General features: G+C 69.0%; 24 protein-coding genes. All 24 read right to left on the bottom strand.

Annotated elements, in window-relative coordinates:
• Window position 1 precedes the first annotated feature (1 nt).
• Entirely contained in the window at window positions 2–826 is an 825-nt protein-coding gene (gene rpsC / locus ACIB24_RS13660) for a 30S ribosomal protein S3 (protein WP_398281073.1), read from the bottom strand.
• Window positions 826–1,215, bottom strand: a complete 390-nt coding sequence (gene rplV, locus ACIB24_RS13655) for a 50S ribosomal protein L22 (protein ID WP_398281070.1) — start codon at window positions 1,213–1,215, stop codon at window positions 826–828. The genes rpsC and rplV overlap by 1 nt, the downstream gene beginning before the upstream one ends.
• A 47-nt stretch (window positions 1,216–1,262) precedes the next feature.
• Window positions 1,263–1,544 (bottom strand): 30S ribosomal protein S19, encoded by a 282-nt coding sequence (gene rpsS / locus ACIB24_RS13650; RefSeq protein ID WP_398281068.1) that lies wholly within the window; start codon window positions 1,542–1,544, stop codon window positions 1,263–1,265.
• Between the two features lie 18 nt (window positions 1,545–1,562).
• Entirely contained in the window at window positions 1,563–2,399 is an 837-nt protein-coding gene (gene rplB, locus ACIB24_RS13645; protein ID WP_398281065.1) for a 50S ribosomal protein L2, read from the bottom strand.
• Window positions 2,400–2,432: 33 nt separating this feature from the next.
• The gene (gene rplW / locus ACIB24_RS13640; RefSeq protein WP_398281891.1) at window positions 2,433–2,735 is read right to left on the bottom strand and encodes a 50S ribosomal protein L23; all 303 of its coding nucleotides are present in this window, start codon (window positions 2,733–2,735) and stop codon (window positions 2,433–2,435) included.
• Between the two features lie 5 nt (window positions 2,736–2,740).
• The gene (gene rplD / locus ACIB24_RS13635) at window positions 2,741–3,418 is read right to left on the bottom strand and encodes a 50S ribosomal protein L4 (protein ID WP_398281062.1); all 678 of its coding nucleotides are present in this window, start codon (window positions 3,416–3,418) and stop codon (window positions 2,741–2,743) included.
• 1 nt (window position 3,419) lies between these two features.
• Complete coding sequence (gene rplC, locus ACIB24_RS13630) at window positions 3,420–4,091, bottom strand: 50S ribosomal protein L3 (protein WP_398281060.1); 672 nt, start codon at window positions 4,089–4,091, stop codon at window positions 3,420–3,422.
• An 11-nt stretch (window positions 4,092–4,102) separates the two neighbouring features.
• On the bottom strand, window positions 4,103–4,411 hold the full coding sequence (gene rpsJ, locus ACIB24_RS13625; protein WP_052530780.1) for a 30S ribosomal protein S10: 309 nt from the start codon (window positions 4,409–4,411) through the stop codon (window positions 4,103–4,105).
• A 310-nt stretch (window positions 4,412–4,721) separates the two neighbouring features.
• Complete coding sequence (tuf, locus tag ACIB24_RS13620) at window positions 4,722–5,918, bottom strand: elongation factor Tu (RefSeq protein ID WP_398281057.1); 1,197 nt, start codon at window positions 5,916–5,918, stop codon at window positions 4,722–4,724.
• 83 nt (window positions 5,919–6,001) lie between these two features.
• The gene (gene fusA / locus ACIB24_RS13615; protein WP_398281054.1) at window positions 6,002–8,104 is read right to left on the bottom strand and encodes an elongation factor G; all 2,103 of its coding nucleotides are present in this window, start codon (window positions 8,102–8,104) and stop codon (window positions 6,002–6,004) included.
• 85 nt (window positions 8,105–8,189) lie between these two features.
• The gene (rpsG, locus tag ACIB24_RS13610; RefSeq protein ID WP_398281051.1) at window positions 8,190–8,660 is read right to left on the bottom strand and encodes a 30S ribosomal protein S7; all 471 of its coding nucleotides are present in this window, start codon (window positions 8,658–8,660) and stop codon (window positions 8,190–8,192) included.
• Entirely contained in the window at window positions 8,660–9,034 is a 375-nt protein-coding gene (gene rpsL, locus ACIB24_RS13605; protein ID WP_398281048.1) for a 30S ribosomal protein S12, read from the bottom strand. The genes rpsG and rpsL overlap by 1 nt, the downstream gene beginning before the upstream one ends.
• A 398-nt stretch (window positions 9,035–9,432) precedes the next feature.
• Window positions 9,433–13,308, bottom strand: coding sequence for a DNA-directed RNA polymerase subunit beta' (locus ACIB24_RS13600; RefSeq protein WP_398281045.1), 3,876 nt, complete (start codon window positions 13,306–13,308; stop codon window positions 9,433–9,435).
• Between the two features lie 60 nt (window positions 13,309–13,368).
• Entirely contained in the window at window positions 13,369–16,854 is a 3,486-nt protein-coding gene (gene rpoB / locus ACIB24_RS13595) for a DNA-directed RNA polymerase subunit beta (RefSeq protein WP_398281042.1), read from the bottom strand.
• A gap of 296 nt (window positions 16,855–17,150) precedes the next feature.
• On the bottom strand, window positions 17,151–17,543 hold the full coding sequence (gene rplL, locus ACIB24_RS13590) for a 50S ribosomal protein L7/L12 (protein WP_398281040.1): 393 nt from the start codon (window positions 17,541–17,543) through the stop codon (window positions 17,151–17,153).
• Between the two features lie 28 nt (window positions 17,544–17,571).
• Window positions 17,572–18,156 (bottom strand): 50S ribosomal protein L10, encoded by a 585-nt coding sequence (gene rplJ, locus ACIB24_RS13585; RefSeq protein ID WP_398281037.1) that lies wholly within the window; start codon window positions 18,154–18,156, stop codon window positions 17,572–17,574.
• Window positions 18,157–18,418: 262 nt separating this feature from the next.
• Window positions 18,419–18,853, bottom strand: a complete 435-nt coding sequence (locus ACIB24_RS13580) for a response regulator (protein WP_398281034.1) — start codon at window positions 18,851–18,853, stop codon at window positions 18,419–18,421.
• Window positions 18,850–20,472, bottom strand: a complete 1,623-nt coding sequence (locus ACIB24_RS13575) for an ATP-binding protein (RefSeq protein ID WP_398281031.1) — start codon at window positions 20,470–20,472, stop codon at window positions 18,850–18,852. Before ACIB24_RS13575 ends, ACIB24_RS13580 begins: the two co-directional genes overlap by 4 nt.
• A 22-nt stretch (window positions 20,473–20,494) precedes the next feature.
• Entirely contained in the window at window positions 20,495–21,673 is a 1,179-nt protein-coding gene (locus tag ACIB24_RS13570; RefSeq protein ID WP_398281028.1) for a PP2C family protein-serine/threonine phosphatase, read from the bottom strand.
• A gap of 172 nt (window positions 21,674–21,845) precedes the next feature.
• Window positions 21,846–22,733 carry a hypothetical protein gene (locus ACIB24_RS13565; RefSeq protein ID WP_398281025.1) on the bottom strand — a complete coding sequence of 296 codons (888 nt, stop codon included), beginning with the start codon at window positions 22,731–22,733 and terminating at the stop codon, window positions 21,846–21,848.
• A 58-nt stretch (window positions 22,734–22,791) separates the two neighbouring features.
• On the bottom strand, window positions 22,792–23,670 hold the full coding sequence (locus tag ACIB24_RS13560) for a hypothetical protein (protein ID WP_398281022.1): 879 nt from the start codon (window positions 23,668–23,670) through the stop codon (window positions 22,792–22,794).
• A 202-nt stretch (window positions 23,671–23,872) separates the two neighbouring features.
• A complete protein-coding gene (gene rplA / locus ACIB24_RS13555) occupies window positions 23,873–24,589 on the bottom strand; it encodes a 50S ribosomal protein L1 (protein WP_398281019.1) in 717 nt (238 codons plus the stop codon).
• Window positions 24,590–24,675: 86 nt separating this feature from the next.
• A complete protein-coding gene (gene rplK, locus ACIB24_RS13550) occupies window positions 24,676–25,107 on the bottom strand; it encodes a 50S ribosomal protein L11 (protein ID WP_398281017.1) in 432 nt (143 codons plus the stop codon).
• Window positions 25,108–25,149: 42 nt separating this feature from the next.
• Complete coding sequence (gene nusG / locus ACIB24_RS13545; protein WP_398281014.1) at window positions 25,150–25,911, bottom strand: transcription termination/antitermination protein NusG; 762 nt, start codon at window positions 25,909–25,911, stop codon at window positions 25,150–25,152.
• Between the last annotated feature and the right edge of the window lie 78 nt (window positions 25,912–25,989).

Below are 25,989 nucleotides of genomic sequence, written 5' to 3'. Positions count from 1 at the left end.
CTCAGGCCTCCGATCCGGTCGTCGCCGGAGCCTCGGCCGCGGGGGCCTCGGCAGCGGCGGGCGCCGAGGCGCCCTCGGGACGGCGGGCGCGCTGCGGGCGGGCCGCGCGGTCACGACCGCCGCCACCCGGACCCTCGCGCCGCGGGCGGGAGGCCGGAGCCTGCGCCTGCTGCGCGGCCAGCTCGCGCTGGGTCACGTCACCCTTGTAGATCCACACCTTCACGCCGATCCGGCCGAAGGTGGTGCGGGCCTCGTACAGGCCGTAGTCGATGTTCGCGCGCAGCGTGTGCAGCGGCACCCGGCCCTCGCGGTAGAACTCGCTGCGGCTCATCTCGGCGCCGCCGAGACGGCCCGAGCACTGCACCCGGATGCCCTTGGCCCCGGCGCGCAGCGACGACTGCATGCCCTTGCGCATGGCCCGCCGGAACGAGACCCGGCTGGCCAGCTGCTCGGCGATGCCCTGGGCGACGAGCTGGGCGTCCACCTCGGGGTTCTTCACCTCGAGGATGTTCAGCTGCACCTGCTTGCCGGTCAGCTTCTCCAGCTCGCCGCGGATGCGGTCGGCCTCGGCGCCACGGCGGCCGATGACGATGCCCGGGCGGGCGGTGTGGATGTCGACGCGGACCCGGTCGCGGGTGCGCTCGATCTCGACCCGGCTGATGCCGGCCCGCTCCATGCCCTTGCTCATCAGCTTGCGGATCGCGACGTCTTCCTTCACGTAGTCGCGGTACCGCTGGCCGGACTTGGTGCTGTCGGCGAACCACCGGCTCTTGTGCTCGGTGGTGATGCCCAGCCGGAACCCGTGCGGGTTGACCTTCTGCCCCACTATCGGGCCCTCCTGTTCGTGCTGCCGGCCTCGCCCCGGGTCTCACGGGGCGCGACGACGACGGTGATGTGGCTGGTCCGCTTGCGGATGCGGTACGCACGACCCTGCGCGCGCGGCCGGAACCGCTTCAGCGTCGGGCCCTCGTCCACGTACGCGGCCTGGACCACGAGGAGCCGCTCGTCGAACGGCTCGGACGCCTTGTCCGCCTTCACCCGGGCGTTCGCGATCGCGCTCTGCACGACCTTGCGCACCGGCTCGCTCGCCGACTGCGGGGCGAACTCGAGGACGGCGACGGCCTCAGCCGCCTGACGACCGCGGATCAGGTCGACGACGCGGCGGGCCTTCTGGGGCGTGACACGTACGAAACGCGCCTGCGCCTTGGCTTCCATCGCTGTTTCCTACCTTCTGGATTCTGCTGCCTGTGCCGAGCCGGGGCTCAGCGGCGGCGGCCCTTGCGGTCGTCCTTGTCGTGCCCGCGGTACGTGCGGGTGGGGGCGAACTCGCCCAGCTTGTGGCCGATCATCGACTCGGTGACGAACACCGGGACGTGCTTGCGGCCGTCGTGCACGGCGATGGTGTGCCCGAGCATGTCGGGGATGATCATCGAGCGGCGCGACCAGGTCTTGATGACGTTCTTGGTGCCCTTCTCGTTCTGCACGTCCACCTTCTTCTGCAGGTGGTCGTCGATGAAGGGACCCTTCTTCAAGCTGCGAGGCATGTTGTCAACCGCTCCCTATCAGCGCTTCTTGCCGGTGCGCCGCCGGCGGACGATGAGCTTGTCGCTCGGCTTGTTCGGACGACGGGTGCGACCCTCGGGCTGACCCCACGGGCTGACCGGGTGGCGACCACCGGAGGTCTTGCCCTCACCGCCACCGTGCGGGTGGTCGATCGGGTTCATCGCGACACCGCGGACCGTGGGGCGCTTGCCCTTCCAGCGCATCCGGCCGGCCTTGCCCCAGTTGATGTTCGACTGCTCGGCGTTGCCGACCTCGCCGATCGTCGCGCGGCAGCGCACGTCGACGTTGCGGATCTCGCCGGAGGGCATCCGCAGCTGGGCGAACCGGCCCTCCTTGGCGACCAGCTGGACCGACGCACCGGCCGAGCGGGCGATCTTCGCGCCGCCGCCGGGCTTCAGCTCGATCGCGTGGATGACCGTACCGACCGGGATGTTGCGCAGCGCGAGGCTGTTGCCCGGCTTGATGTCGGCGCCCGGACCGTTCTCGATCAGGTCGCCCTGCTTCAGCTTGTTCGGCGCGATGATGTAGCGCTTCTCGCCGTCCGCGTAGTGCAGCAGCGCGATGCGCGCGGTGCGGTTCGGGTCGTACTCGATGTGCGCGACCTTGGCCGGCACGCCGTCCTTGTCGTGGCGACGGAAGTCGATCACGCGGTAGGCACGCTTGTGACCGCCACCGATGTGCCGGGTGGTGATCCGGCCGGTGTTGTTCCGGCCGCCCGACTTGGACAGCGGGCGCACCAGCGACTTCTCCGGCTGCGACCGGGTGATCTCCACGAAGTCGGCGACGGAGGAGCCGCGTCGGCCCGGCGTCGTCGGCTTGTACTTGCGGATTCCCATTACTCAGTCCCTAGATCTCTCTCGTCGGCGCCGTCAGGCGACCGGGCCGCCGAAGATGTCGATGGTGCCCTCGCCGACCGTGACGATCGCGCGCTTGGTGTCCTTGCGCTTGCCGGTGCCCGCCTTCGTCCGCCGGGTCTTGCCCGGGCGGTTCAGCGTGTTGACCGACGTGACCTTCACGCCGAACACCTGCTCGACGGCGATCTTGATCTCCGTCTTGTTGGCGGTCGGGGCGACGATGAACGTGTACTTGTTCTCCTCCAGAAGGCCGTAGCTCTTCTCGGAGACGACCGGCGCGAGCAGGATGTCGCGCGGGTCGCGGTGGGCGTTGCCGATGGTGCTCACGCGCTGACCTCCTGAGCCTTGGCCTTGGTCGCGATCGGGCCGGCCAGGAAGGTCTCCAGGGCCGACTCGGTGAAGACGACGTCGTCGGAGCACAGCACGTCGTAGGTGTTCAGCTGGTCCGGGACCAGCAGGTGCACCTGCGGCAGGTTGCGCAGGCTCAGCTGCGAGACCACGTCGTCACGCTCGACGACGATCAGCAGGTTCTTCCGCTCCGACAGCCCGGTGATCACCGAGAGCGCGGCCTTCGCCGAGGGGGTCTCCCCCGCGACGAATGACGTGAGCACGTGGATGCGGCCGTGGCGGGCCCGGTCCGAGAGGGCCCCGCGCAGGGCGGCGGCCTTCATCTTCTTCGGGGTCCGCTGCGAGTAGTCCCGCGGCGTCGGGCCGTGCACCACGCCACCGCCGGCGAACTGCGGCGCCCGGGTCGAACCCTGGCGGGCGCGGCCGGTGCCCTTCTGGCGGTACGGCTTCTTGCCGCCGCCGCGGACCTCGCCGCGGGTCTTCGTGTCGTGCGTGCCCTGGCGGGCCGCGGCCAGCTGGGCCACCACGACCTGGTGGATCAGCGGGACGTTCGTCTGCACGTCGAAGACCTCGGCGGGCAGCTGCACGGTCTTCGCCTTGGCGCTCGTGGCGGCCGCCGGGTCGACGACCGTCACGGTCAGGTTGTCGGCCACGTCAGGCTCCCTTCGCCGGAGTGCGGACCAGGACGACGCTGCCGCGCGGCCCGGGGACGGCACCCTTGACCAGCAGCAGGCCGCGCTCGGCGTCCACCGCGTGGAGGGTGAGGTTCTGGACGGACTGGCGCTCGAAGCCCATGCGCCCCGCCATCCGCAGGCCCTTGAAGACCCGGCCAGGGGTGGCGCACCCGCCGATGGAACCCGGCGAGCGGTGCTTGCGCTGGACGCCGTGCCCGGCGCCGAGGCCCTTGAAGCCGTGACGCTTCATGACGCCCGCGGTGCCCTTGCCCTTGGTCCGGCCGACGACGTCGACCTTCTGGCCGGCCTCGAAGGTGTCCACGGAGAGCTCCTGGCCGAGGCTGTACTCGCCCGCGTCCGCGGTGCGCAGCTCGACGAGGTGCCGGCGCGGCGTCACGCCGGCCTTGGCGAAGTGCCCGGCCAGCGGCTTGGTCACCTTGCGCGGGTCGATCGCGCCGTAGGCGATCTGGACGCCGGTGTAGCCGTCCTCGCCGTCGGTGCGCACCTGGGTCACGACGCACGGCCCGGCGGCGATGACGGTCACGGGCACGAGACGGTTGTTCTCGTCCCACACCTGCGTCATGCCGAGCTTCTCGCCGAGCAGGCCCTTGACCACGACGGTGGTCGGCTTGCTGATGGTCTTCGTAGTCATCGTGACGTTCCTCAGAGCTTGATCTCGATGTCCACGCCGGCGGGCAGGTCCAGCCGCATCAGCGAGTCCACCGTCTTCGGCGTCGGGTTGATGATGTCGATCAACCGCTTGTGCGTGCGCATCTCGAAGTGCTCGCGGCTGTCCTTGTACTTGTGCGGCGAGCGGATGACGCAGAACACGTTCTTCTCGGTCGGCAGCGGCACCGGACCGGCCACGGTGGCACCGGTGCGGACGACCGTGTCGACAATCTTGCGCGCCGAGCTGTCGATGACCTCGTGGTCGTAGGCCTTCAGCCGGATGCGGATCTTCTGTCCCGCCATGGCGTCGTTGCGCTCGCTTTCCTTCGTGAATCGTATGGTGACCGCTACGGCCCCCGAGGTCGGGCGTGTCGCCCATAATCCGGAGAACGCCGCGAGCGGCGAACCGGGCCACATCTTTCGACGTGCCCGGCGGTGGTGCAGGCTGGTCGCCCTCCTGGCGATGCTTCGAGACCTCCAGGCCTCGCGCTCCGCCTCCGAGCAACCGGTCTAGTGTGCCAGACCCGCACCCCACCTGGCCAATCGGGTGAACGCCCAGGTGGGAGGCATGGAGAAGGGGAGCGCCCCGACGGGACGCTCCCCTTCAGCCGTACTACTTGAGGATCTTGGTGACGCGGCCCGAACCCACGGTGCGGCCACCCTCGCGGATCGCGAAGAGCAGGCCCTCCTCCATGGCGATGGGCTGGATCATCTCGACCCGCATCTCGGTGTTGTCACCGGGCATGACCATCTCGGTGCCCTCGGGCAGGTGCACGACACCCGTGACGTCCGTCGTCCGGAAGTAGAACTGCGGACGGTAGTTGTCGTAGAAGGGCGTGTGCCGGCCACCCTCGTCCTTGGACAGGATGTAGACGTTGGCCTCGAACTCGGTGTGCGGGGTGATCGAACCCGGCTTCACCACGACCTGGCCGCGCTCGACGTCCTCACGCTTGATACCGCGCAGGAGCAGACCGCAGTTCTCGCCCGCCAGAGCCTCGTCGAGGGTCTTGCGGAACATCTCGATCGCGGTGACCGTGGTCGAGGTCGACTTGTCCTTGATGCCGACGATCTCGACGGTCTCGTTGACCTTGAGAACGCCACGCTCCACCTTGCCGGTGACGACGGTGCCACGACCGGTGATCGTGAAGACGTCCTCGATCGGCATCAGGAACGGCTTCTCGGTGTCACGCTGCGGCTCGGGGATCGACTCGTCGACCGCGGCCATCAGGTCGAGCAGCTTGGCGCTCCACTCGGCGTCGCCCTCGAGCGCCTTCAGCGCCGAGACGCGCACGACCGGGAGGTCGTCGCCCGGGAACTCGTAGGAGCTGAGGAGCTCGCGCACCTCGAGCTCGACGAGTTCCATGATCTCCTCGTCGTCCACCATGTCGCTCTTGTTCAGGGCGACGACGATGTACGGGACGCCGACCTGGCGGGCCAGCAGCACGTGCTCGCGGGTCTGCGGCATGGGGCCGTCGGTCGCCGCGACCACGAGGATCGCGCCGTCCATCTGGGCCGCGCCGGTGATCATGTTCTTGATGTAGTCGGCGTGACCCGGGCAGTCGACGTGCGCGTAGTGCCGCGTCTCGGTCTGGTACTCGATGTGAGCGATCGAGATCGTGATACCGCGCTGACGCTCCTCCGGGGCCTTGTCGATCTGGTCGAAGGCCTCGGTGCTCGGGTTCAGGTCCGGGTACTTGTCGTGCAGCACCTTGCTGATGGCAGCGGTCAGCGTCGTCTTACCGTGGTCGATGTGACCGATGGTACCGATGTTGACGTGCGGCTTAGTCCGCTCGAACTTCGCCTTCGCCACGGGGTCCTCCTGTGGTGTGAGTCTCGTAGGTCCTGCTGACCTGCTGATCGGGGGTGGTGCTGGGTGGTGACAGGTACCGCGCTCTACTCGCCGCGGGCCTTCTTGATGATCTCCTCGGCCACGGTCGAGGGGACCTCGGCGTAGGAGTCGAACTGCATGGTGTAGTTGGCCCGTCCCTGGGTCTTGCTACGCAGGTCGCCGACATACCCGAACATCTCGGAGAGCGGCACCAGAGCACGCACGACCTTAGCCCCGGAGACGTCCTCCATCGCCTGGATCTGCCCGCGACGCGAGCTCAGGTCGCCGATGACGTCGCCCATGTAGTCCTCGGGCGTACGCACCTCGACGGCCATCATCGGCTCGAGGAGCACGGGGTTGGCCTTGCGGGCCGCCTCCTTCAGCACCATCGAGCCGGCGATCTTGAACGCCATCTCGGAGGAGTCGACGTCGTGGGCCGCGCCGTCCAGCAGCGTGGCCTTGATGCCGACCAGCGGGTAACCCGCCAGGATGCCGAACTGCATGGCGTCCTGGATACCGGCGTCGACGCTGGGGATGTACTCCCGCGGCACGCGGCCACCGGTGACCTTGTTCTCGAACTCGTAGAACGTGCCCGAGGCGGTGTCCAGCGGCTCGATCGTCACCTGGACCTTCGCGTACTGGCCCGAGCCACCGGTCTGCTTCTTGTGCGTGTAGTCGAGCTTCTCGACGGCCCGGCGGATCGTCTCGCGGTAGGCCACCTGCGGCTTACCGACGTTCGCCTCGACCTTGTACTCGCGCTTCATCCGGTCGACCAGGATGTCCAGGTGGAGCTCGCCCATCCCCTTGATGATGGTCTGGCCGGTCTCCTCGTCGAGCTGGACCTGGAACGTCGGGTCCTCCTCGGCGAGCTTCTGGATCGCCGTGCCGAGCTTCTCCTGGTCGCCCTTGGTCTTGGGCTCGATGGCCACGGAGATGACCGGCTCCGGGAAGGTCATCGACTCCAGGACGATCGGCTTCGCCGGGTCGGCGAGCGTCTCACCCGTGGTCGTGTCCTTCAGGCCGATGACCGCGTAGATGTGGCCGGCCGCGGCCTCCTCCACCGGGTTCTCCTTGTTGGAGTGCATCTGGAAGATCTTCCCGATGCGCTCCTTCTTGCCCTTGCTGGAGTTCACGACCTGGGCGCCGGAGGCGACCTTGCCGGAGTAGACCCGGATGTAGGTCAGCTTGCCGAAGAACGGGTGCGCCGCGATCTTGAAGGCCAGGGCCGAGAACGGGGCGTCGTTGCTCGCCGCCCGGGTCTCGGTGTCCTCCTCGTTGCCCGGCTTGTAGCCCTCGACGTCCGGCACGTCCAGCGGGGACGGCAGGTAGTCGATGACCGCGTCGAGCATGGGCTGCACGCCCTTGTTCTTGAACGCGGAGCCGCACAGCACCGGGTACAGCTCGGAGTTGATCGTCATCCGGCGGATGGCGCCCTTGATCTCCTCGACCGAGAGACCCTCGCCGCCGAAGTGCTTCTCCAGCAGTGCCTCGTCGGACTCGGCGACCGTCTCGAGCAGGAGCTCGCGGTACTCCTCGGCCTTGGCCTGCAGGTCGGCGGGGATCTCCTCGACCTCGTACGCCTCGCCCTTGCCGGTCTCGCCGCGCCACGTGAGGGCGCGCATCTCGACCAGGTCGATGACGCCGACGAAGTCGCTCTCGGCGCCGATCGGCAGCTGGATGACCAGCGGCTTGGCGCCCAGGCGGTCCTCGATGGTCTTCACGGTGAAGTAGAAGTCCGCACCCAGCTTGTCCATCTTGTTGACGAAGCAGATGCGCGGGACGTCGTACTTGTCGGCCTGCCGCCAGACGGTCTCCGACTGCGGCTCGACACCCTCCTTGCCGTCGAACACCGCGACCGCGCCGTCGAGGACGCGCAGGTTGCGCTCGACCTCGACGGTGAAGTCGACGTGCCCGGGGGTGTCGATCAGGTTGATCTGGTTGCCTTCCCAGAAGCAGGTGGTGGCGGCGGAGGTGATGGTGATCCCCCGCTCCTGCTCCTGCTCCATCCAGTCCATCGTGGCCGCGCCGTCGTGGACCTCGCCGATCTTGTAGTTGATCCCGGTGTAGAACAGGACCCGCTCGGTCGTCGTGGTCTTGCCGGCGTCGATGTGCGCCATGATGCCGATGTTGCGGACCTTCTTGAGGTCCGTCAGCACGTCTTGTGCCACGCTCGTCGCCTCTCTCAGTGCTTCGCGTGATGGGACGCCGTGTCCTACCCCGGCCGGCGGCATCGTCGCCGCCCGGCGGGGTGGGCTACCAGCGGTAGTGGGTGAACGCGCGGTTCGACTCGGCCATCTTGTGGGTGTCCTCGCGGCGCTTGACCGCGGCCCCCAGGCCGTTGCTGGCGTCGATGATCTCGTTCATCAGACGGTCGGTCATGGTCTTCTCGCGCCGGGCGCGGGAGTAGCCGACCAGCCAGCGCAGCGCCAGCGTCGTGGCGCGGCCCGGCTTGACCTCGACCGGGACCTGATAGGTGGCGCCACCGACGCGGCGGCTCTTGACCTCCAGGGTGGGGCGCACGTTGTCGAGCGCCCGCTTCAACGTGACGACCGGGTCGTTGCCGGTCTTGGTACGCGCACCCTCGAGCGCTTCGTACACGATGCGCTCGGCGGTGGACTTCTTGCCGTCCAGCAGGATCTTGTTCACCAGCTGGGTGACCAGCGGGGAGCCGTAGACCGGGTCGACGATCAGCGGCCGCTTCGGGGCGGGACCCTTGCGAGGCACTAGCTCTTCTCCTTCTTCGCGCCGTAGCGGCTGCGAGCCTGCTTGCGGTTCTTCACGCCCTGGGTGTCGAGCGAACCGCGGATGATCTTGTAACGCACGCCCGGCAGGTCCTTCACACGACCGCCGCGCACGAGCACCATCGAGTGCTCCTGGAGGTTGTGGCCCACACCGGGGATGTACGCGGTGACCTCGATCTGGCTGGTCAGCTTCACGCGGGCGACCTTGCGCAGAGCCGAGTTCGGCTTCTTCGGCGTGGTCGTGTACACGCGCGTGCAGACCCCGCGGCGCTGCGGGCTGCCCTTGAGGGCAGGGGTCTTGGTCTTGCCGACCTTGTCCTGGCGGCCCTTGCGGACCAGCTGCTGGATCGTGGGCACCGGTTCTCCGAACTCTTTGCTCTTGGTGTGACGGTTTGTTTTCAATGCCCCCCGCGCCCGGGCGTGTCGCCACTGCCCGGCACTGCGGCAGGCGCTTGGCTTACCCGTGACGCTCGTGCCCTCCGCGTGGATGCTGCCTCGCGGGGTGGCCGGGCATGACGACAACCCGTGGCCACGGGCACAACGAGCGAGATTACCCGTTGGGCCAACCGAGCGGCAAATCGCGGGGTGGGCAGGCTCCCCCGCACGATCGTCTACAACGTGCGCACCACCCGTTTGCTTCCCACGGGGGTTCGTGATCATGCAGAAACGTCCCCCCGGGCCGACGCAGAAACGTCCCGTCCCCGACGTGGGGACGGGACGTTTCTGCATGATCACGAACACGTCGAGCCGAAGGCTCAGCGGTCGTAGCGCCCCAGGTCGAACTCCTCCAGCGGAACCGCCTGGCCGGTGCCGACGCCGAAGTGGCCGTAGTCGACCTCTTCGTAGCCCGGCATGGCGTACATGGCGGCCTTGGCCTCCTCGGTCGGCTCCACCCGGACGTTGCGGTACCGGGGAAGGCCGGTACCCGCCGGGATGAGCTTGCCCAGGATGACGTTCTCCTTGAGGCCGAGCAGCGGGTCGCTCTTGCCCTCCATGGCCGCGTTCGTGAGCACCCGGGTCGTCTCCTGGAAGGAGGCGGCGGACAGCCACGAGTCGGTGGCCAGAGAGGCCTTGGTGATCCCCATCAGCTCGGGACGACCCGAGGCCGGCTGACCGCCCTCGGCGACGACCCGCCGGTTCTCGCTCTCGAAGCGCGTGCGCTCCGCGAGCTCACCGGGCAGCAGCTCGGCGTCACCGGACTCGATGATCGTGATCCGCTTCAGCATCTGGCGGACGATCACCTCGATGTGCTTGTCGTGGATCGACACACCCTGCGACCGGTACACCTTCTGGACCTCGTCCGTCAGGTGGACCTGGACCGCGCGCGGCCCGAGGATGCGCAGCACCTGCTTCGGGTCGATGGCGCCGACCACCAGCTGCTGGCCGACCTCGACCTTGCCGCCCTCCTCGACGAGGAGCCGCGACCGCTTGGACACCGTGTACGACAGCTCCTCGGAACCGTCGTCCGGCACCACCACGATCTTGCGGGTGCGGTCGGTGTCGTCGATGCGCACCGTGCCGGCCGCCTCGGAGATCGGGGCGACACCCTTGGGGGTGCGCGCCTCGAAGAGCTCCTGGACACGCGGCAGACCGTGGGTGATGTCCTCACCCGCGACACCACCGGTGTGGAAGGTACGCATCGTCAGCTGCGTGCCCGGCTCACCGATGGACTGGGCCGCGATGATGCCGACGGCCTCGCCGATGTCCACGAGGTGCCCGGCGGCCAGCGACCGGCCGTAGCACCGGGCGCACGTGCCGACCTTCGACTCGCAGGTCAGGACCGAACGGACCTTGATCTCCGAGACGCCGTGCGACAGGAGCAGGTCGATGCTCGGGTCGCCCAGGTCGGTGTTGGCCGGCAGCACGATCTTGCCGTCCACCACGACGTCCTGCGCCGACGAACGGGCGTAGACGCTGGTCTCCACCGTGTCGTGACGACGCAGCGAGCCGTCGGTGTTCGCCTCGGCGATCGGCAGCTTCAGACCACGCTCGGTGCCGCAGTCCTCCTCGCGGATGATGACGTCCTGCGCGACGTCCACCAGACGACGGGTCAGGTACCCCGAGTCGGCGGTCCGCAGCGCGGTGTCGGCCAGACCCTTACGGGCACCGTGCGTGGAGATGAAGAACTCCAGCACGGACAGGCCCTCACGGAAGTTCGCCTTGATCGGGCGCGGGATGATCTCACCCTTCGGGTTCGACACCAGGCCACGCATACCGGCGATCTGCCGCATCTGCATCCAGTTACCACGAGCACCCGACGAGACCATCTTGAAGATGGAGTTCGTCTTCGGCAGGTTCGACTCCATCTCCTTGGCGACCACGTCGGTGGCCTCCGTCCAGATGGCGATCTGCTCCTGGCGCCGCTCGTTGTCGGTGATGAGACCGCGCTCGTACTGCTGCTGCACCTTCGCCGCGCGGGCCTCGAAGCCCTCCAGGATCTCCTGCTTGCGCGGCGGGGTGACGACGTCGGAGATCGACACCGTGACGCCCGAGCGGGTGGCCCAGTGGAACCCGGCCTCCTTCAGCGCGTCCAGGCAGGCCGCGACGGCGACCTTCGGGTAGCGCTCGGCCAGGTCGTTCACGATCGCCGAGAGGACCTTCTTGTCCACCACGACGTCCACGAACGGGTAGTCCACCGGCAGGGTCTCGTTGAACAGCGTGCGGCCCAGCGTGGTCTCGAGGGTGATCGGGTCACCCTCGGCCCAGCCCTCGGGCGCCTCCCAGCCGACCGGCGGGACGACGTCGGAGAAGCGCAGCTTGATCGTCGCCTGCAGGTCGAGCGTGCCGGCGTCGAACGCCATGATCGCCTCGGCGACCGACGTGAACGCGCGGCCCTCGCCCGTCGGCTCGTCGTCGCGACCGAGCGTCAGGTGGTACAGGCCGATGATCATGTCCTGGGTCGGCATGGTGACGGGGCGACCGTCGGCCGGCTTCAGGATGTTGTTCGACGAGAGCATCAGGATCCGCGCCTCGGCCTGGGCCTCGGCCGACAGCGGCAGGTGCACCGCCATCTGGTCGCCGTCGAAGTCGGCGTTGAACGCCGAGCAGACGAGCGGGTGGATCTGGATCGCCTTGCCCTCGACCAGCTGCGGCTCGAACGCCTGGATGCCCAGACGGTGCAGCGTGGGCGCGCGGTTCAGCAGTACCGGGTGCTCGGTGATGACCTCTTCGAGCACGTCCCACACGACCGGGCGGGCCCGCTCGACCATGCGCTTGGCCGACTTGATGTTCTGCGCGTGGTTCAGGTCCACCAGGCGCTTCATCACGAACGGCTTGAACAGCTCCAGCGCCATCTGCTTGGGCAGGCCGCACTGGTGCAGCTTCAGCTGCGGGCCGACGACGATGACCGAACGGCCGGAGTAGTCGACGCGCTTGCCGAGCAGGTTCTGGCGGAACCGGCCCTGCTTGCCCTTCAGCATGTCGGACAGCGACTTCAGCGGGCGGTTGCCCGGGCCCGTCACCGGCCGGCCGCGGCGGCCGTTGTCGAACAGCGCGTCGACGGCCTCCTGCAGCATGCGCTTCTCGTTGTTGACGATGATCTCCGGAGCGCCCAGGTCGAGCAGTCGCTTGAGCCGGTTGTTCCGGTTGATCACGCGCCGGTACAGGTCGTTCAGGTCGGACGTCGCGAACCGGCCACCGTCGAGCTGCACCATCGGGCGCAGGTCCGGCGGGATGACCGGGACGCAGTCCAGCACCATGCCCAGCGGCGAGTTGCGGGTGGTCAGGAAGGCCGAGACCACCTTGAGCCGCTTCAGGGCCCGGGTCTTGCGCTGCCCCTTGCCGGTGGCGATGGTCTCGCGCAGGTTCTCGGCCTCGGCCTCGAGGTCGAAGGTCTCCAGCCGCTTCTGGATCGCGGCCGCGCCCATGCTGCCCTCGAAGTACAGGCCGAAGCGCTCCCGCATCTCGCGGTAGAGCATCTCGTCGCCCTCGAGGTCCTGGACCTTCAGGTTCTTGAACCGGTCCCAGACCTGCTGGAGACGGTCGACCTGGGCATCCGCGCGCTTGCGCAGCTGCGCCATCTCGCGCTCGGCCGACTCCTTCACCTTGCGGCGGGCGTCGCCCTTCGCACCCTCGGCCTCGAGCTCCGCGAGGTCGGCCTCGAGCCGCTTGGCGCGGGCCTCGACGTCGGCGTCACGGGCGTTCTCGATCTCCTTCTTCTCCACCTCGATCTGCGCCTCGAGCGAGGGCAGGTCGCGGTGGCGACCCTCGTCGTCCACCCACGTGATCATGTAGGCGGCGAAGTAGATGACCTTCTCCAGGTCCTTCGGCGCGAGGTCGAGCAGGTAGCCGAGGCGGCTCGGCACACCCTTGAAGTACCAGATGTGCGTGACCGGGGCGGCCAGCTCGATGTGCCCCATCCGCTCGCGACGGACCTTGGCGCGAGTGACCTCGACGCCGCAGCGCTCGCAGATGATGCCCTTGAACCGGACCCGCTTGTACTTACCGCAGTAGCACTCCCAGTCCCGGGTCGGACCGAAGATCTTCTCGCAGAAGAGCCCGTCCTTCTCCGGCTTGAGGGTGCGGTAGTTGATCGTCTCCGGCTTCTTCACCTCACCGTGCGACCACTGACGGATGTCGTCGGCGCCGGCGAGGCCGATTCGCAGTTCGTCGAAGAAGTTAACGTCCAGCAAGACGCTGCCTGCTTTCTTCTGGTGTTTCTGAAATACGGATGGCTGGGTGTGGACCTGGGATCAGACTTCCTCGACGCTGCTCGGCTCCCGCCGCGACAGGTCGATGCCGAGTTCCTCGGCCGCCCGGAACACGTCCTCGTCGGAGTCACGCATCTCGATCGACATGCCGTCGCTGGAGAGCACCTCGACGTTGAGGCACAGCGACTGCATCTCCTTGATCAGGACCTTGAAGGACTCGGGGATCCCCGGTTCGGGGATGTTCTCGCCCTTGACGATGGCTTCGTAGACCTTGACCCGGCCGTTGATGTCGTCGGACTTGATCGTCAGCAGCTCCTGCAGCGCGTAGGAGGCGCCGTAGGCCTCGAGGGCCCACACCTCCATCTCGCCGAACCGCTGGCCACCGAACTGCGCCTTACCACCCAGCGGCTGCTGCGTGATCATCGAGTACGGGCCGGTGGAGCGGGCGTGGATCTTGTCGTCCACCAGGTGGTGCAGCTTCAGGATGTACATGTAGCCGACCGAGACGGGGCTCGGCAGCGGCTCACCGGTACGGCCGTCGAACAGCTGCGCCTTGCCGGAACCGTCGATCAGCCGGTCACCGTCGCGCGTCTTGCGCGAGCTGTCCAGCAGGCCGACGATCTCCTCCTCGCGGACGCCGTCGAACACCGGCGAACCGACCTTGGTACCGGCCGGGGCGGAGCGGAACTCGGGGGCGATGTGCTTGGCCCACTCGGGCTCGCCCTCGATCTCCCAACCACGCGAGGCCACCCAGCCCAGGTGCGTCTCCAGCACCTGGCCGACGTTCATCCGGCTCGGCACGCCGAGCGGGTTCAGGACGACGTCCACCGGGGTACCGTCCGCCAGGAACGGCATGTCCTCGGCCGGGAGGATCTTCGAGATCACACCCTTGTTGCCGTGCCGGCCGGCGAGCTTGTCGCCGTCCGTGATCTTGCGCCGCTGAGCCACGTACACGCGGACCAGCTGGTTCACGCCCGGGGGCAGCTCGTCGCCGTCCTCGCGGTCGAAGACCTTGACGCCGATGACGGTGCCCTTCTCGCCGTGCGGCACCTTCAGCGAGGTGTCCCGGACCTCCCGGGCCTTCTCACCGAAGATGGCGCGCAGCAGGCGCTCCTCCGGGGTCAGCTCGGTCTCGCCCTTGGGCGTGACCTTGCCGACCAGGATGTCGCCCGTGTCGACCTCGGCGCCGATCCGGATGATGCCGCGCTCGTCGAGGTCGGCGAGGACCTCCTCCGAGACGTTCGGGATGTCCCGGGTGATCTCCTCCGGACCCAGCTTGGTGTCGCGGGCGTCGACCTCGTGCTCCTCGATGTGGATCGAGGAGAGGACGTCGTCCTGCACCAGACGCTGGCTGAGGATGATCGCGTCCTCGTAGTTGTGGCCCTCCCACGACATGAACGCGACCAGCAGGTTCTTGCCGAGCGCCATCTCGCCGCCGTCGGTCGAGGGACCGTCGGCGATGACGGTGCCGACCTCGAGCCGCGCACCCTCGTCGATCACCACGCGCTGGTTGTACGAGGTGCCCTGGTTCGAGCGCCGGAACTTGGCCACCCGGTAGACGGTCTGCGTGCCGTCGTCGTTCATCGCGGTCACCGCGTCGGCGGAGACCTCGGTGACGACACCGGGGGCGGTCGCGACGACGACGTCACCGGCGTCGACCGCGGCGCGGTACTCCATACCCGTGCCGACCAGCGGCGCCTCGGCCCGGACCAGCGGCACCGCCTGGCGCTGCATGTTCGAACCCATGAGCGCCCGGTTGGCGTCGTCGTGCTCGAGGAACGGGATCATCGCGGTGGCGACCGACACCATCTGACGCGCGGCGACGTCCATGTAGTCGATGTCGGCGGCCGGGATGAGCTCGGCCTCGCCCTCCTTGTTGCGGGCCAGGACCGACGCCTCGGCGAACTTGCCGTTCGCGTCGAGCGGCGCGTTGGCCTGCGCGATGACGAACTCGTCCTCCTCGTCCGCGGTCAGGTACCGCAGCTCGTCGGAGACGACGCCGTTCGTGACGACCCGGTACGGCGTCTCGACGAAGCCGAACGGGTTGATCCGCGCGTACGAGGCGAGCGAACCGATCAGGCCGATGTTCGGGCCCTCCGGCGTCTCGATCGGGCACATCCGGCCGTAGTGCGACGTGTGGACGTCACGGACCTCCATGCCGGCGCGCTCCCGGGACAGACCGCCCGGGCCCAGCGCGTTCAGGCGCCGCTTGTGGGTCAGACCGGCCAGCGGGTTGGTCTGGTCCATGAACTGCGACAGCTGCGAGGTGCCGAAGAACTCCTTGATCGACGCCACCACGGGGCGGATGTTGATCAGGGTCTGCGGCGTGATCGCCTCGACGTCCTGCGTGGTCATCCGCTCGCGGACGACGCGCTCCATCCGGGACAGGCCCGTGCGGACCTGGTTCTGGATCAGCTCGCCGACCGTGCGCATGCGCCGGTTGCCGAAGTGGTCGATGTCGTCGACCTCGACGCGGATGTCGACGGCCTCACCGTTACGGGTGCCCGGCATCGTGGGGGTGCCGGCGTGCAGCGAGACCAGGAACCGGATGATCGCCTTGATGTCGTCCAACGTGAGAACGCTGTCGGACAGCGGCTTCTCGAGCCCCAACTTCTTGTTGATCTTGTAGCGGCCGACCTTCGCGAGGTCGTAGCGCTTCGGGTTGAAGTAGAGGTTGTCGAGCAGGTTCTGCGCGGCCTCGCGGGTCGGCGGCTCGCCCGGACGCAGCTTGCGGTAGATGTCGAGCAGCGCCTCGTCGGTGCTGGCGGTGTGGTCCTTCTCCAGCGTCTGCCGGATGGAGTCGACGTCGCCGAACTCCTCGAGGATCTCCGCCTCCGACCAGCCGAGCGCCTTCAGCAGCACGGTGACCGACTGCTTGCGCTTGCGGTCGATGCGCACACCGACCATGTCGCGCTTGTCGATCTCGAACTCCAGCCACGCACCGCGGCTGGGGATCACCTTGACCGTGTAGATGTCCTTGTCGGACGCCTTGTCGACGGAGCGCTCGAAGTACACGCCCGGCGAGCGGACGAGCTGCGAGACGACGACCCGCTCGGTGCCGTTGATGACGAACGTGCCGCGCTCGGTCATGAGCGGGAAGTCGCCCATGAACACCGTCTGGCTCTTGATCTCGCCGGTGGTGGTGTTCATGAACTCGGCCGTCACGAAGAGCGGGGCCGAGTAGGTCATGTCCCGCTCCTTGCACTCGTCGATCGAGTACTTGGGCGGTTCGAAACGGTGGTCCCGGAACGACAGGCTCATCGATCCGGAGAAGTCCTCGATCGGGGAGATCTCCTCGAAGATCTCCTCCAGACCGGAGGAGGTGGGCACGTCCTGGCGGTTCTCCTCCAGAGCCGCGGCGACCCGGGCCTGCCACTTCGCGTTGCCGAGGAGCCAGTCGAAGCTCTCGGTCTGCAAAGCCAGCAGGTTCGGAACCTCAAGAGGCTCCCGAATCTTGGCGAAGGAGATACGGCCGGAAGCCGTGCGGGACATAGAACTTTGTGACAGCGCGGTGCGCGAGGCAGCCAAGAGACAGCAGTCCTTCCACGGGCCTTCGAGCGTTACGGGCGCGCGTCTGAGGTCCCGCCGCTATATGCGGGACAAGGCAGAGGGCAGCGCAAAACGCCAGGCTACGCGCAGAGGCGCACAATGTCTAGTCGGCGGACCTGCTGAGAGGTCAATACGCCGAATAGCACCCCATGAGGATGACAAGGGTGGGGGCCACCGTCAAGAGCGACGGGCCGCAAACGACACTTTCCCCGCGCCAAAGCCCCTGATCGGAGCCCTGGCACGGGGAAAGTGGAGGTGGAGCTAGAGCCGGATCGTCACTTCAGGGTGACGGTGGCGCCGGCGCCCTCGAGAGCGGCCTTGGCCTTCTCGGCGGCGTCCTTGGCGACCTTCTCCAGGACGGGCTTGGGGGCGCCGTCCACGAGGTCCTTGGCCTCCTTCAGCCCGAGGCTGGTCAGCCCACGGACCTCCTTGATGACCTGGATCTTCTTGTCGCCGGCGCTCTCCAGGATGACGTCGAACTCGTCCTGCTCGGCAGCGGCGTCGCCGCCACCCGCGCCACCCGCGGCCGGGGCGGCGGCCGCGACGGCGACCGGCGCGGCGGCGGTGACCTCGAAGGTCTCCTCGAACTTCTTCACGAACTCCGACAGCTCGATGAGCGTGAGCTCCTTGAAGGCGTCGAGCAGCTCGTCGGTGGACAGCTTGGCCATGATGATTCCCTTTCGTGCTCCCGCGGCCTCAGGCCTCGGGGGTGTCCTCGGTGGTGGGGGCGGACTCCGTGTCGGACTCCGGGGCAGGGGCCGGGGCGCCGGACTCCTGCTTCAGACGCAGGGCGTCCACCGTGCGGGCGGCCTGCGAGAGCGGTGCGACGAACAGGTAGGCCGCCTGGTTCAGCGACGCCTTCATCGCGCCGGCCAGCTTGGCCAGGAGCACCTCGCGGGACTCCAGGTCGGCCAGCTTGCGGATGTCGTCGGCGGTGAGGGCGTTGCCGTCCAGCACCCCGCCCTTGATGATCAGTTCCGGGTTCGCCTTCGCGAAGTCACGCAGGCTCTTCGCCGTCTCCACCGGGTCCCCGGTGACGAAGGCGACCGCGCTCGGGCCGGCCAGCGCGCCGTCGAAGGCCGAGACACCGGCCTCCTTGGCGGCCAGGGCGGTCAGGGTGTTCTTGACGACCGCGTAGGTCGCGTTGCCCCTGATGCTCGCCCGCAGCTGGCCCAGCTGGGCCACGGTGAGACCCCGGTACTCGGTGAGTACGGCGGCGTTGGACTCCCGGAACTTCTGGGTCAGCTCGGCGACCGCTGCAGCCTTGTCGGCCCTCGCCATGAGTTCTCCTTCGTTCAAACCGGGTCGGTTGCGTCGCCTCGACCACCGGGAACGAAGAAGGCTCCGTGCGCAGGCGCACGGAGCCGCAGAACCTGGCGGGACGACGAGCGCCACCACCGGGGGGCCGTTCCGTTCACCTGCGCGGGACGCCCGCTCTCGCGGGACCTTCGCCTGCCCGGGGGCAGGAACCAGCGGTCTCTGGCAACCGGTCAAGAGTAGGTGAGAGGGGCCTCCCCCACCAAATCGCTGGTCAGCGGCCGCCTCAACGCCCCGGCAGCCGGACCACGCCGACGAAGAAGTCGTCGATCTTGCGCACGACCTCGATGAACCGCTCGAAGTCCACCGGCTTGGTCACGAAGGCGTTGGCGTGCAGTTCGTAGCTGCGCAGCACGTCCTCCTCGGCCTCCGACGTCGTCAGCACCACGACAGGGATCTGGCGCAGCGCCTCGTCGGCCTTGACCGTGGCCAGCACCTCGCGGCCGTCCATCCGGGGCAGGTTGAGGTCGAGCAGCACCAGGTCGGGCGTCGGGGCGTCGGCGTACTTGCCCTCCTTGCGCAGGAAGGCCACGGCGTCGACGCCGTCGCTGACCACGTGCAGCCGGTTGGCGACCTTGTTGTCGGCGAACGCCTCGCGGGTCATCAGCACGTCGCCCGGGTCGTCCTCGACCAGGAGGATCTCGATCACGAGCCGGTTCATCCGGCGACGCTCCGCGTCGCCCCCGAGGGCGCCGCACCGCGGGCCGTGGAGAAGTCGACCGGAGCGCGGACGGGCGTCTCGGCGGCCGCGGGGATCGTCCAGCGGATCGTCGTCCCGCCCAGCCCCTCCTCGTGGTCGTCGACGATCCAGATCCGCCCGCCGTGGTACTCGACGATGCGTTTGCACAGGGCGAGACCGATGCCGGTGCCGGTGTACTCGTCCTTCGGGTGCAATCGCTGGAAGATCATGAAAACCCGTTCGCTGTAGGCCGGATCGATCCCGATGCCGTTGTCGGAGCAGGTGAACTCCCACCGGGCGCCGGTCTGACGGACCCCGATGTGTACGCGGGGCGCGTCCTCGGAGCGGAACTTGATGGCGTTGCCGATGAGATTCTGCAGCAGCTGCACCAGGAGACCCCGCTCGCCACGCACCTCGGGCAGGGGGTCGGAGGTCACCTCGGCCCCCGATGCCTCGACGGCGGACTCCAGGTGCCCGAGGGCCTGGGCCAGGCACTCCTCCATCGACACCGTCGACATCTCGGCGGCCTGTCGGCCGACGCGGGAGAAGTCCAACAGGTCGTTGATCAGCTGCTGCATGCGCTTGGCGCCGTCGACCGCGAAGTGGATGTACTGGTCGGCCCGCTCGTCGAGCTGGTCGGCGTAGCGGCGCTGCAGGAGCTGGCAGAACGAGGCCACCTTGCGCAGCGGCTCCTGCAGGTCGTGCGACGCGACGTAGGCGAACTGCTCGAGGTCCCGGTTCGACCGCTGCAGGTCCTCCGCCTGCTGCTCCAGCCGGGCGTGCGCCTCGCGGATCTCCACCCCGGCCGCCTCGACCTGGGCGATCTGCTCCACCAGCAGCTTGCGCATCCGTTCGACGTCCTGGCCGAGAGCCACGAACTCGGGCGGACCGGTCGTGGTGACGGCGTGCTCGAACGCGCCGCCGCTGACCGTGCGCACCTCCCCCGCCAGCTCGGCCATCGGCTTGTTCACCCAGCGGCGCAGCAGCCGCCACAGCATGAAGGCCGCGATCGCCGCGATCAGCACCTCGGCGAGTACGGCGAAGAACAGCTTGTTGGTCAGGGCCCGCAACTGGTCGTTGGCCACGGCGCGCTGGCTTCGCGCGACCGTGATGTAGTCCTCGTAGGCCACACGGAACTCGTCGAACTGCGCCTTGCCCTCGTCGATCCGCCCGTCGCTGAGCGTCCCGCCCGCCCGGATCGTGGCCACGGTCGGAACCGCCCAGCCGTAGTACCAGCGCCGGCCGAGCAGGTCCATGTCGCGGGCCTTGGCGATCAGCTGCGTCTCCTGCGGGACGCTGGCCTGCACGACCTGCACCAGGTTCGCGGACTCCGGCGTCCCGGCCTTACGCATCGGGTCGAGCGCGCTCTCCTCGCGGGTCAGCTCGTACCCGCGCACCGCCGTCTCGGTGTCGAGCATGTTGATGAAGTAGGCCTGGGAGCTGCGCAGCGCGGCATAGAAGTCGTCGATCACGTACGTCTGCTGCCGCTGGGTCTGCACCAGCCGGACCCCACCGCCGACGACGACGATCAGCAGCAGGGCGATCGTGGACAGGATCGCGATGCCGATCCGGGCCCGCAGGCCGATCCGGGGGGCCCTCACGAAGTCACCGAGGTCACCGAGGTCACCGGGGACCCGGTGCGGGCCACTGCAGGGCGACCACCGCGACGTCGTCCGGCATCGCCCCACCGTGGGCCCGCTGCACCCGGTCGAGCAGGTCCTCCACGGCGTCCGCCACCTCGGCCCGGCTACGGGCGTCGCGGGCGAACTCCAGCAGCCCCCGGACGCCGAGGACCTGCGAGGCGCCCGGGGCGCGGCTGCCCTCGACCAGGCCGTCCGTGTAGAGCACCAGCCGCCACTGGGCGGCCAACGGCAGCCGCCGGCCCGTCCACGCCCCGGGGGCGAGCAGGCCGAGCGGAGCGGTGGCCGGGTCGCTGGGCAGTTCGGCGGGTTCGGGGTCGAGCGTGATCGGGGGCAGGTGACCGGCCAGCCAGAGCGTCGCGCTCAGCCGGTCGGAGTCGATCACCAGCATGCTGGCCTGGACGAAGATCTCCTCCGAGCGGCGCTCCCGGATCAGCACGTCCTCCAGCACGGGGAACAGCCGGTCGGCCTGGACGCCGGCCAGCACGAGGGCCCGCCACGCGATCCGCAGGCTGACCCCCAGCGCCGCCTCGTCGGGGCCGTGCCCCGCGACGTCCCCGAGCAGCACGAACACCCGCCCGTCGGCGCTCTCCACGACGTCGTAGAAGTCGCCGCCGAGCAGTTCGCCCTCGCGCGGGCGGTACCGGGTGCTGACCCGCAGCGCCACGTCCCGGGTCTGGGTCAGCGGCAGCAGGCCGCGTTCCAGCCGGGCGTTCTCCTCGGCCCGCAACCGGCTCACGTACAGCTGGCGCTGCTGCTCCTCCGAGCGGCGGCGCTCCACCGCGTAGCGGATCGATCGGCGCAGCAGTTCGCCGTCCACGCGGCCCTTGACCAGGTAGTCCTGCGCGCCGGCGGCGACCGCCGCGGCGCCCGAGCGCTCGTCGTCCAGGCCGGTGAAGCAGATCACGGCCACCGGATGACCCATGCCGAGCACGGCGTCCAGGACCTCGAGCCCGCGCCCGTCGGGCAGCCCGAGGTCGAGCAGCACGCAGCTGAACGGCTCCGACGCCAGCGCGTCCTGCGCCTGCGCCAGGGTCCGGACACGGGTCAGACCGTGCCCGCCGGCCGGTAGGTCGAGCATCTCCTCGACCAGCAGGGCATCGCCGTCGTCGTCCTCGACGAGCAGGAGCCGCCCGTCGTCGGCCTCGACGTGCAAGCCCACAGGTTCCGCCTCGAACACCAAGCCTCCGGCCCAGTCATGCCCCGGTGGGTTCCCGCACCGCCCGGCCGCTCGCCGGAGACTCGACGGGCACCTGGGCGGTGATCGCGACGATCGTAGCGTGGCGGCCCCGCGACCGCGTTGCACAGACCGTGGGGTGCGGTCACGGCGCGGATCAGAGGCGGGTGACCTGCCCGGCCGGGGGCGCGGCGACGTCGACGGCCCCGCCCCAGCCTGAGTAGGTGATCTTGAGCGAGATCTGCTTGGTGCTGGGGATCGACGCCACGGAAGTCACCCGCACCAGCCGCCCCTGCGCATCGACCCAGGCCGTGACCGTGGCCCGGCCCTGCTTCATCCGGGTCGGGTTCACGGGCTGGTAGGCGGGCGGCAACAACGCCGACGCCTTGGTCGCGCTCGTGCGGACCGTGTACTTGGTCGTGGCCAGGCCCGACACCGTGGCCGGCCCCGCGACGGTGAACGTGCCCATCTTCTTCAGCACCTTGGCCACCGCGGTCAGGTTCTCGGGCACCTCGTAGCCCGAGAACGTCGTCCGGTAGGTGCCGTCCATGCCCGCTTCGCCGTCGACGTCGACCTCGTACCAGGACGAGGCTCCGGGCAGCTTCAGGTAGGCGGTGTCGCCGAGCCGGACGACGGAGATCTTCTTGCCGCCGGTGAGGGTGCCGCCGAACTCGAGCTTCGGCCCGCCCTGCTGCCCCGCCCCCTTCCCCTCGACGGAGAGCGGCCCGCTCACGTCGACCGAGGACTTCACGGTCTTGTCCCGGCGGGCGGCCGCGGTCACGGTGGCGGCCAGCGCGGACCCGGCCAGCTTCACGGACTTCGCGGTCGGCAACGGGCTGGCCCCGGGTGCGCTGGGCGCGGACGCCGACGGCGTCGCGCTCGGGACGGCACTCGCGCTCGCCGCCACCGAGGCGGAGGGCGGCAGCGGGACGGACGTCGTCCCGCCGGTCTCGTCGGACCCGCCGCCGCAGGCGGCCAGCAGGACCATCGGGAGCAGGGCGAGGACGGCGCCCGCGGGGGCGCGCAGCGACTTCGGGACGTGCATCGGAGCCCTCCTGGAGCGTCGGTGGTTCAGGAGTCGGTCAGGGGTGGAGCACGCCGGATCAGGCGTCGAGGTTGCGGGCGGAGCGCGGCGTGGCGATGTCGACCGAGGAGCCCCACGCGGAGTAGGTGACCGTGGTGGTCTGGTCGATCCGCTGGCGGGAGCCGCCGACGGTGGCGGTACCGCTGACCCGGGTCACCACGCGCAGCGGGTGCCCGGACCGGTCGAGGCTGACCGTGAGCACCGTCTTGAGCTGCTGGAACGCCTTCTTCAGGTCGGGCGTGCGCTGCTCGGGCGACAGCAGCCCGAACGAGTCCTGCGGGCGCAGCGTCAGCTTGTAGCTGCTCACCGGGGTGCCCTTCAGCGTGGTCGGCCCGACGCTGAGCACCGAGGTCGCGGCGGTCAGCGCGGGCAGCGTGCGCCACGGGTTCGCGAGGTCGGTCTGGGCCCGGAACTGACCGCCGAGGGTGGTGGTGGTACCGCTGAGCCCCGAAGTCGTCCGGGCCCACGTCGTACCACCGAGCAGGCCGCGGATGTAGACCGTGTCGGGGGTGCTGATCACGCGGAGGGTCTGGCCGCCCTGCCGCACGTCGAGCTGGGTGCGCAGGGACGTCTCGGTGCCGGTCAGGGCCCCGTCCCCGCCCTGGGCGGTGGTGTCGGAGGCGCCGATGCCGCCGACGACCCGGGTCCTGACCTTGGCCGAGACCTGGGGGCCGAGCCCGAGCCGGATCGCCCCGGCGACCTTGGCCCCGGCGATGCTCTGGCCGGTGGGCACCGGGCTCAGTGAGGCCGCGGGGGCGGTGCCCGCGCCGGCGGAGCCCACCGGGTCGTACGTGGAGGTCGTGGGCGCGGGGTGGGAGCCACTGCTGCAGCCGGCCAGGGCGACGGCGGACGCCGCGAGCGCGCTCACGAGCGTGTTCCGGTAACGGCGGGCGGGCATCCGTGCCCCTCCTTCTTCCTCGTCACGGCGGCGGGTCGAGAACCCCGGCCACATTACCCACAAGTAGCGAAATGGTGCGGCTCGGGAGGAGGCGGCCACGCCGACGGACATGCAGAAAGGCCCCCTGGGGGCGCCGCATCCGCGGGGACGCGACGGGGACCAGGGGGCCTTTCTGCATGATCACCGCAGATGGGCTGCTGCCTCAGACGGTGGCGTCCTCGGACTCGAGCGCACGGGTGCGGTTCGGGTCGACCGGGATGCCGGGGCCCATCGTGGTGGTGATGGTGGCCTTCTTCAGGTACCGGCCCTTGGCGGCGGACGGCTTGAGCCGCAGCACCTCCTCGAGCGCGGCGGCGTAGTTCTGGATGAGGGCTTCCTCGGAGAACGACGACTTGCCGATGATGAAGTGGAGGTTGGAGTGCTTGTCGACGCGGAACTCGATCTTGCCGCCCTTGATCTCCTCGACCGCCTTGGCGACGTCCATGGTGACCGTGCCGGTCTTGGGGTTCGGCATCAGGCCGCGCGGGCCGAGCACCTTGCCGAGCCGACCGACCTTGCCCATCAGGTCGGGGGTGGCCACGACGGCGTCGAAGTCGGTCCAGCCGCCCTGGATCTTGGCGAGCAGGTCGTCCGAACCCACCCAGTCGGCACCCGCGGCCTCGGCCTGCTGGGCCCGCTCACCGGTGGCGAAGACCAGCACCCGCGCGGTCTTCCCGGTGCCGTGCGGCAGGTTCACGGTGCCGCGGACCATCTGGTCCGCCTTGCGGGGGTCGACGCCCAGCCGGAACGCGACCTCGACGGTCGCGTCGTACTTGGTGGTCGAGGTCTCCTTGGCCAGCCGGACGGCGCTCAGCGGGCTGTAGAGGGTGTCGCCGTCGATCTTCTCCGCGGCGGCGCGGTAGGCCTTGCTGCGCTTCATGACTACTCACTGCTCCTGTAGGTGTGGTGTGACGGGCCGCGCTCGGCCCTTCCACGTGGTTCGGGGTGTTGCTGGAGGGGTGACGCTCAGCCCTCGACGGTGATGCCCATCGAGCGGGCGGTACCGGCGATGATCTTGCTCGCCGCGTCGAGGTCGTTGGCGTTGAGGTCTTCCAGCTTCTGCTGGGCGATCTCGCGCACCTGGTCGTTGGTGAGCCGGGCGACCTTGGTCTTGTGCGGCTCACCGGAACCCTTGGCGACGCCGGCGGCCTTCTTGATCAGCTCGGCGGCGGGCGGGGTCTTGGTGATGAAGGTGAACGAGCGGTCCTCGTACACCGTGATCTCGACCGGGATGACGTTGCCGCGCTGCGACTCCGTCGCGGCGTTGTACGCCTTGCAGAACTCCATGATGTTCACGCCGTGCTGACCGAGCGCGGGCCCGATCGGCGGGGCGGGGGTGGCCTGGCCGGCGTTGATCTGAAGCTTGATCAGACCTGCGACCTTCTTCTTGGGGGGCATGACTTTCCTTCAGTTGCGGGTGCTTGCTGGTGGGCTGGTGGATCAGATCTTGGAGACGTCGCCGAACGACAGTTCGACGGGGGTCTCGCGACCGAAGATCGAGACCAGCACCTTGAGCTTCTGGCTGTCGGCGTTGATCTCGGAGATGGTCGCCGGAAGGGTCTCGAAGGGCCCCTCCATGACCGTCACGGTCTCGCCGACCTCGAAGTCGACGACCTTGACCTCGGTCTTGGTGACGGAACTCTTCACGGCCTCCGGCTGTTCCAGCGACGGGGCCAGCATCGAGAAGACCTCGTCGAGGTTCAGCGGGACGGGCTGGTGCGTGTGGCCGACGAACCCGGTGACGCCCGGGGTGTGCCGCACGGCGCCCCACGACTCGTCGGTGAGGTCCATCCGGACCAGGACGTACCCGGGGATGCGGACGCGCTTGACCTGCTTGGGCACGCCGTTCTTGATCTCCCGGACCTCCTCCATGGGCACCTCGACCTGGAAGATGTAGTCCTCCATGTTGAGGCTGCCGATGCGGTTCTCCAGGTTCGCCTTCACGCGGTTCTCGTACCCCGCGTAGGAGTTGATGACGTACCAGTCGCCGAGGGCGCGGCGCAGGCCGGCCTTGAACTCCTCGACCGGGTCACCGGGCTCCTCGTCACCCTCGGCGGGCGCGTCGGCCGCCCCGTCCACGGACTCCGCGGACTCCGCGGACTCCGCCTCCCCGGCCTCGTCGGGTGCTTCGGTCTCGACGACGGTGTCGCCGGGCGCGTCGAGCTCGGTCTCCGCAGCGTCCTGCGGGTACTCATCGGACACGGTGTAGTCCCTGTTCCCTTTCGTACTGTCCGCCCCGAGGGGCTTTCACGGCCGCCGAGGGGCGGCCGGGCCCGGCGC

The organism is Spongisporangium articulatum (assembly GCF_044465595.1).
GTDB classification, from domain to species: Bacteria; Actinomycetota; Actinomycetes; order Actinomycetales; family Kineosporiaceae; genus Spongisporangium; species Spongisporangium articulatum.
Note: the sequence above shows the minus strand (reverse complement) of the source record. Positions and strands in the feature narration are given on the sequence as shown.

What these genes read in the sequence shown, in the direction of transcription:
- ACIB24_RS13580 (WP_398281034.1), bottom strand. Translation starts at nt 18,853, where the DNA reads ATGAACCGGCTCGTGATCGAGATCCTCCTGGTCGAGGACGACCCGGGC.
- ACIB24_RS13560 (WP_398281022.1), bottom strand. Translation starts at nt 23,670, where the DNA reads ATGCCCGCCCGCCGTTACCGGAACACGCTCGTGAGCGCGCTCGCGGCG.
- rplK (WP_398281017.1), bottom strand. Translation starts at nt 25,107, where the DNA reads ATGCCCCCCAAGAAGAAGGTCGCAGGTCTGATCAAGCTTCAGATCAAC.
- rplB (WP_398281065.1), bottom strand. Translation starts at nt 2,399, where the DNA reads ATGGGAATCCGCAAGTACAAGCCGACGACGCCGGGCCGACGCGGCTCC.
- rplV (WP_398281070.1), bottom strand. Translation starts at nt 1,215, where the DNA reads ATGGAAGCCAAGGCGCAGGCGCGTTTCGTACGTGTCACGCCCCAGAAG.
- rplJ (WP_398281037.1), bottom strand. Translation starts at nt 18,156, where the DNA reads ATGGCGAGGGCCGACAAGGCTGCAGCGGTCGCCGAGCTGACCCAGAAG.
- rpsJ (WP_052530780.1), bottom strand. Translation starts at nt 4,411, where the DNA reads ATGGCGGGACAGAAGATCCGCATCCGGCTGAAGGCCTACGACCACGAG.
- rplC (WP_398281060.1), bottom strand. Translation starts at nt 4,091, where the DNA reads ATGACTACGAAGACCATCAGCAAGCCGACCACCGTCGTGGTCAAGGGC.
- ACIB24_RS13565 (WP_398281025.1), bottom strand. Translation starts at nt 22,733, where the DNA reads ATGCACGTCCCGAAGTCGCTGCGCGCCCCCGCGGGCGCCGTCCTCGCC.
- rplL (WP_398281040.1), bottom strand. Translation starts at nt 17,543, where the DNA reads ATGGCCAAGCTGTCCACCGACGAGCTGCTCGACGCCTTCAAGGAGCTC.
- rpsS (WP_398281068.1), bottom strand. Translation starts at nt 1,544, where the DNA reads ATGCCTCGCAGCTTGAAGAAGGGTCCCTTCATCGACGACCACCTGCAG.
- rplA (WP_398281019.1), bottom strand. Translation starts at nt 24,589, where the DNA reads ATGAAGCGCAGCAAGGCCTACCGCGCCGCCGCGGAGAAGATCGACGGC.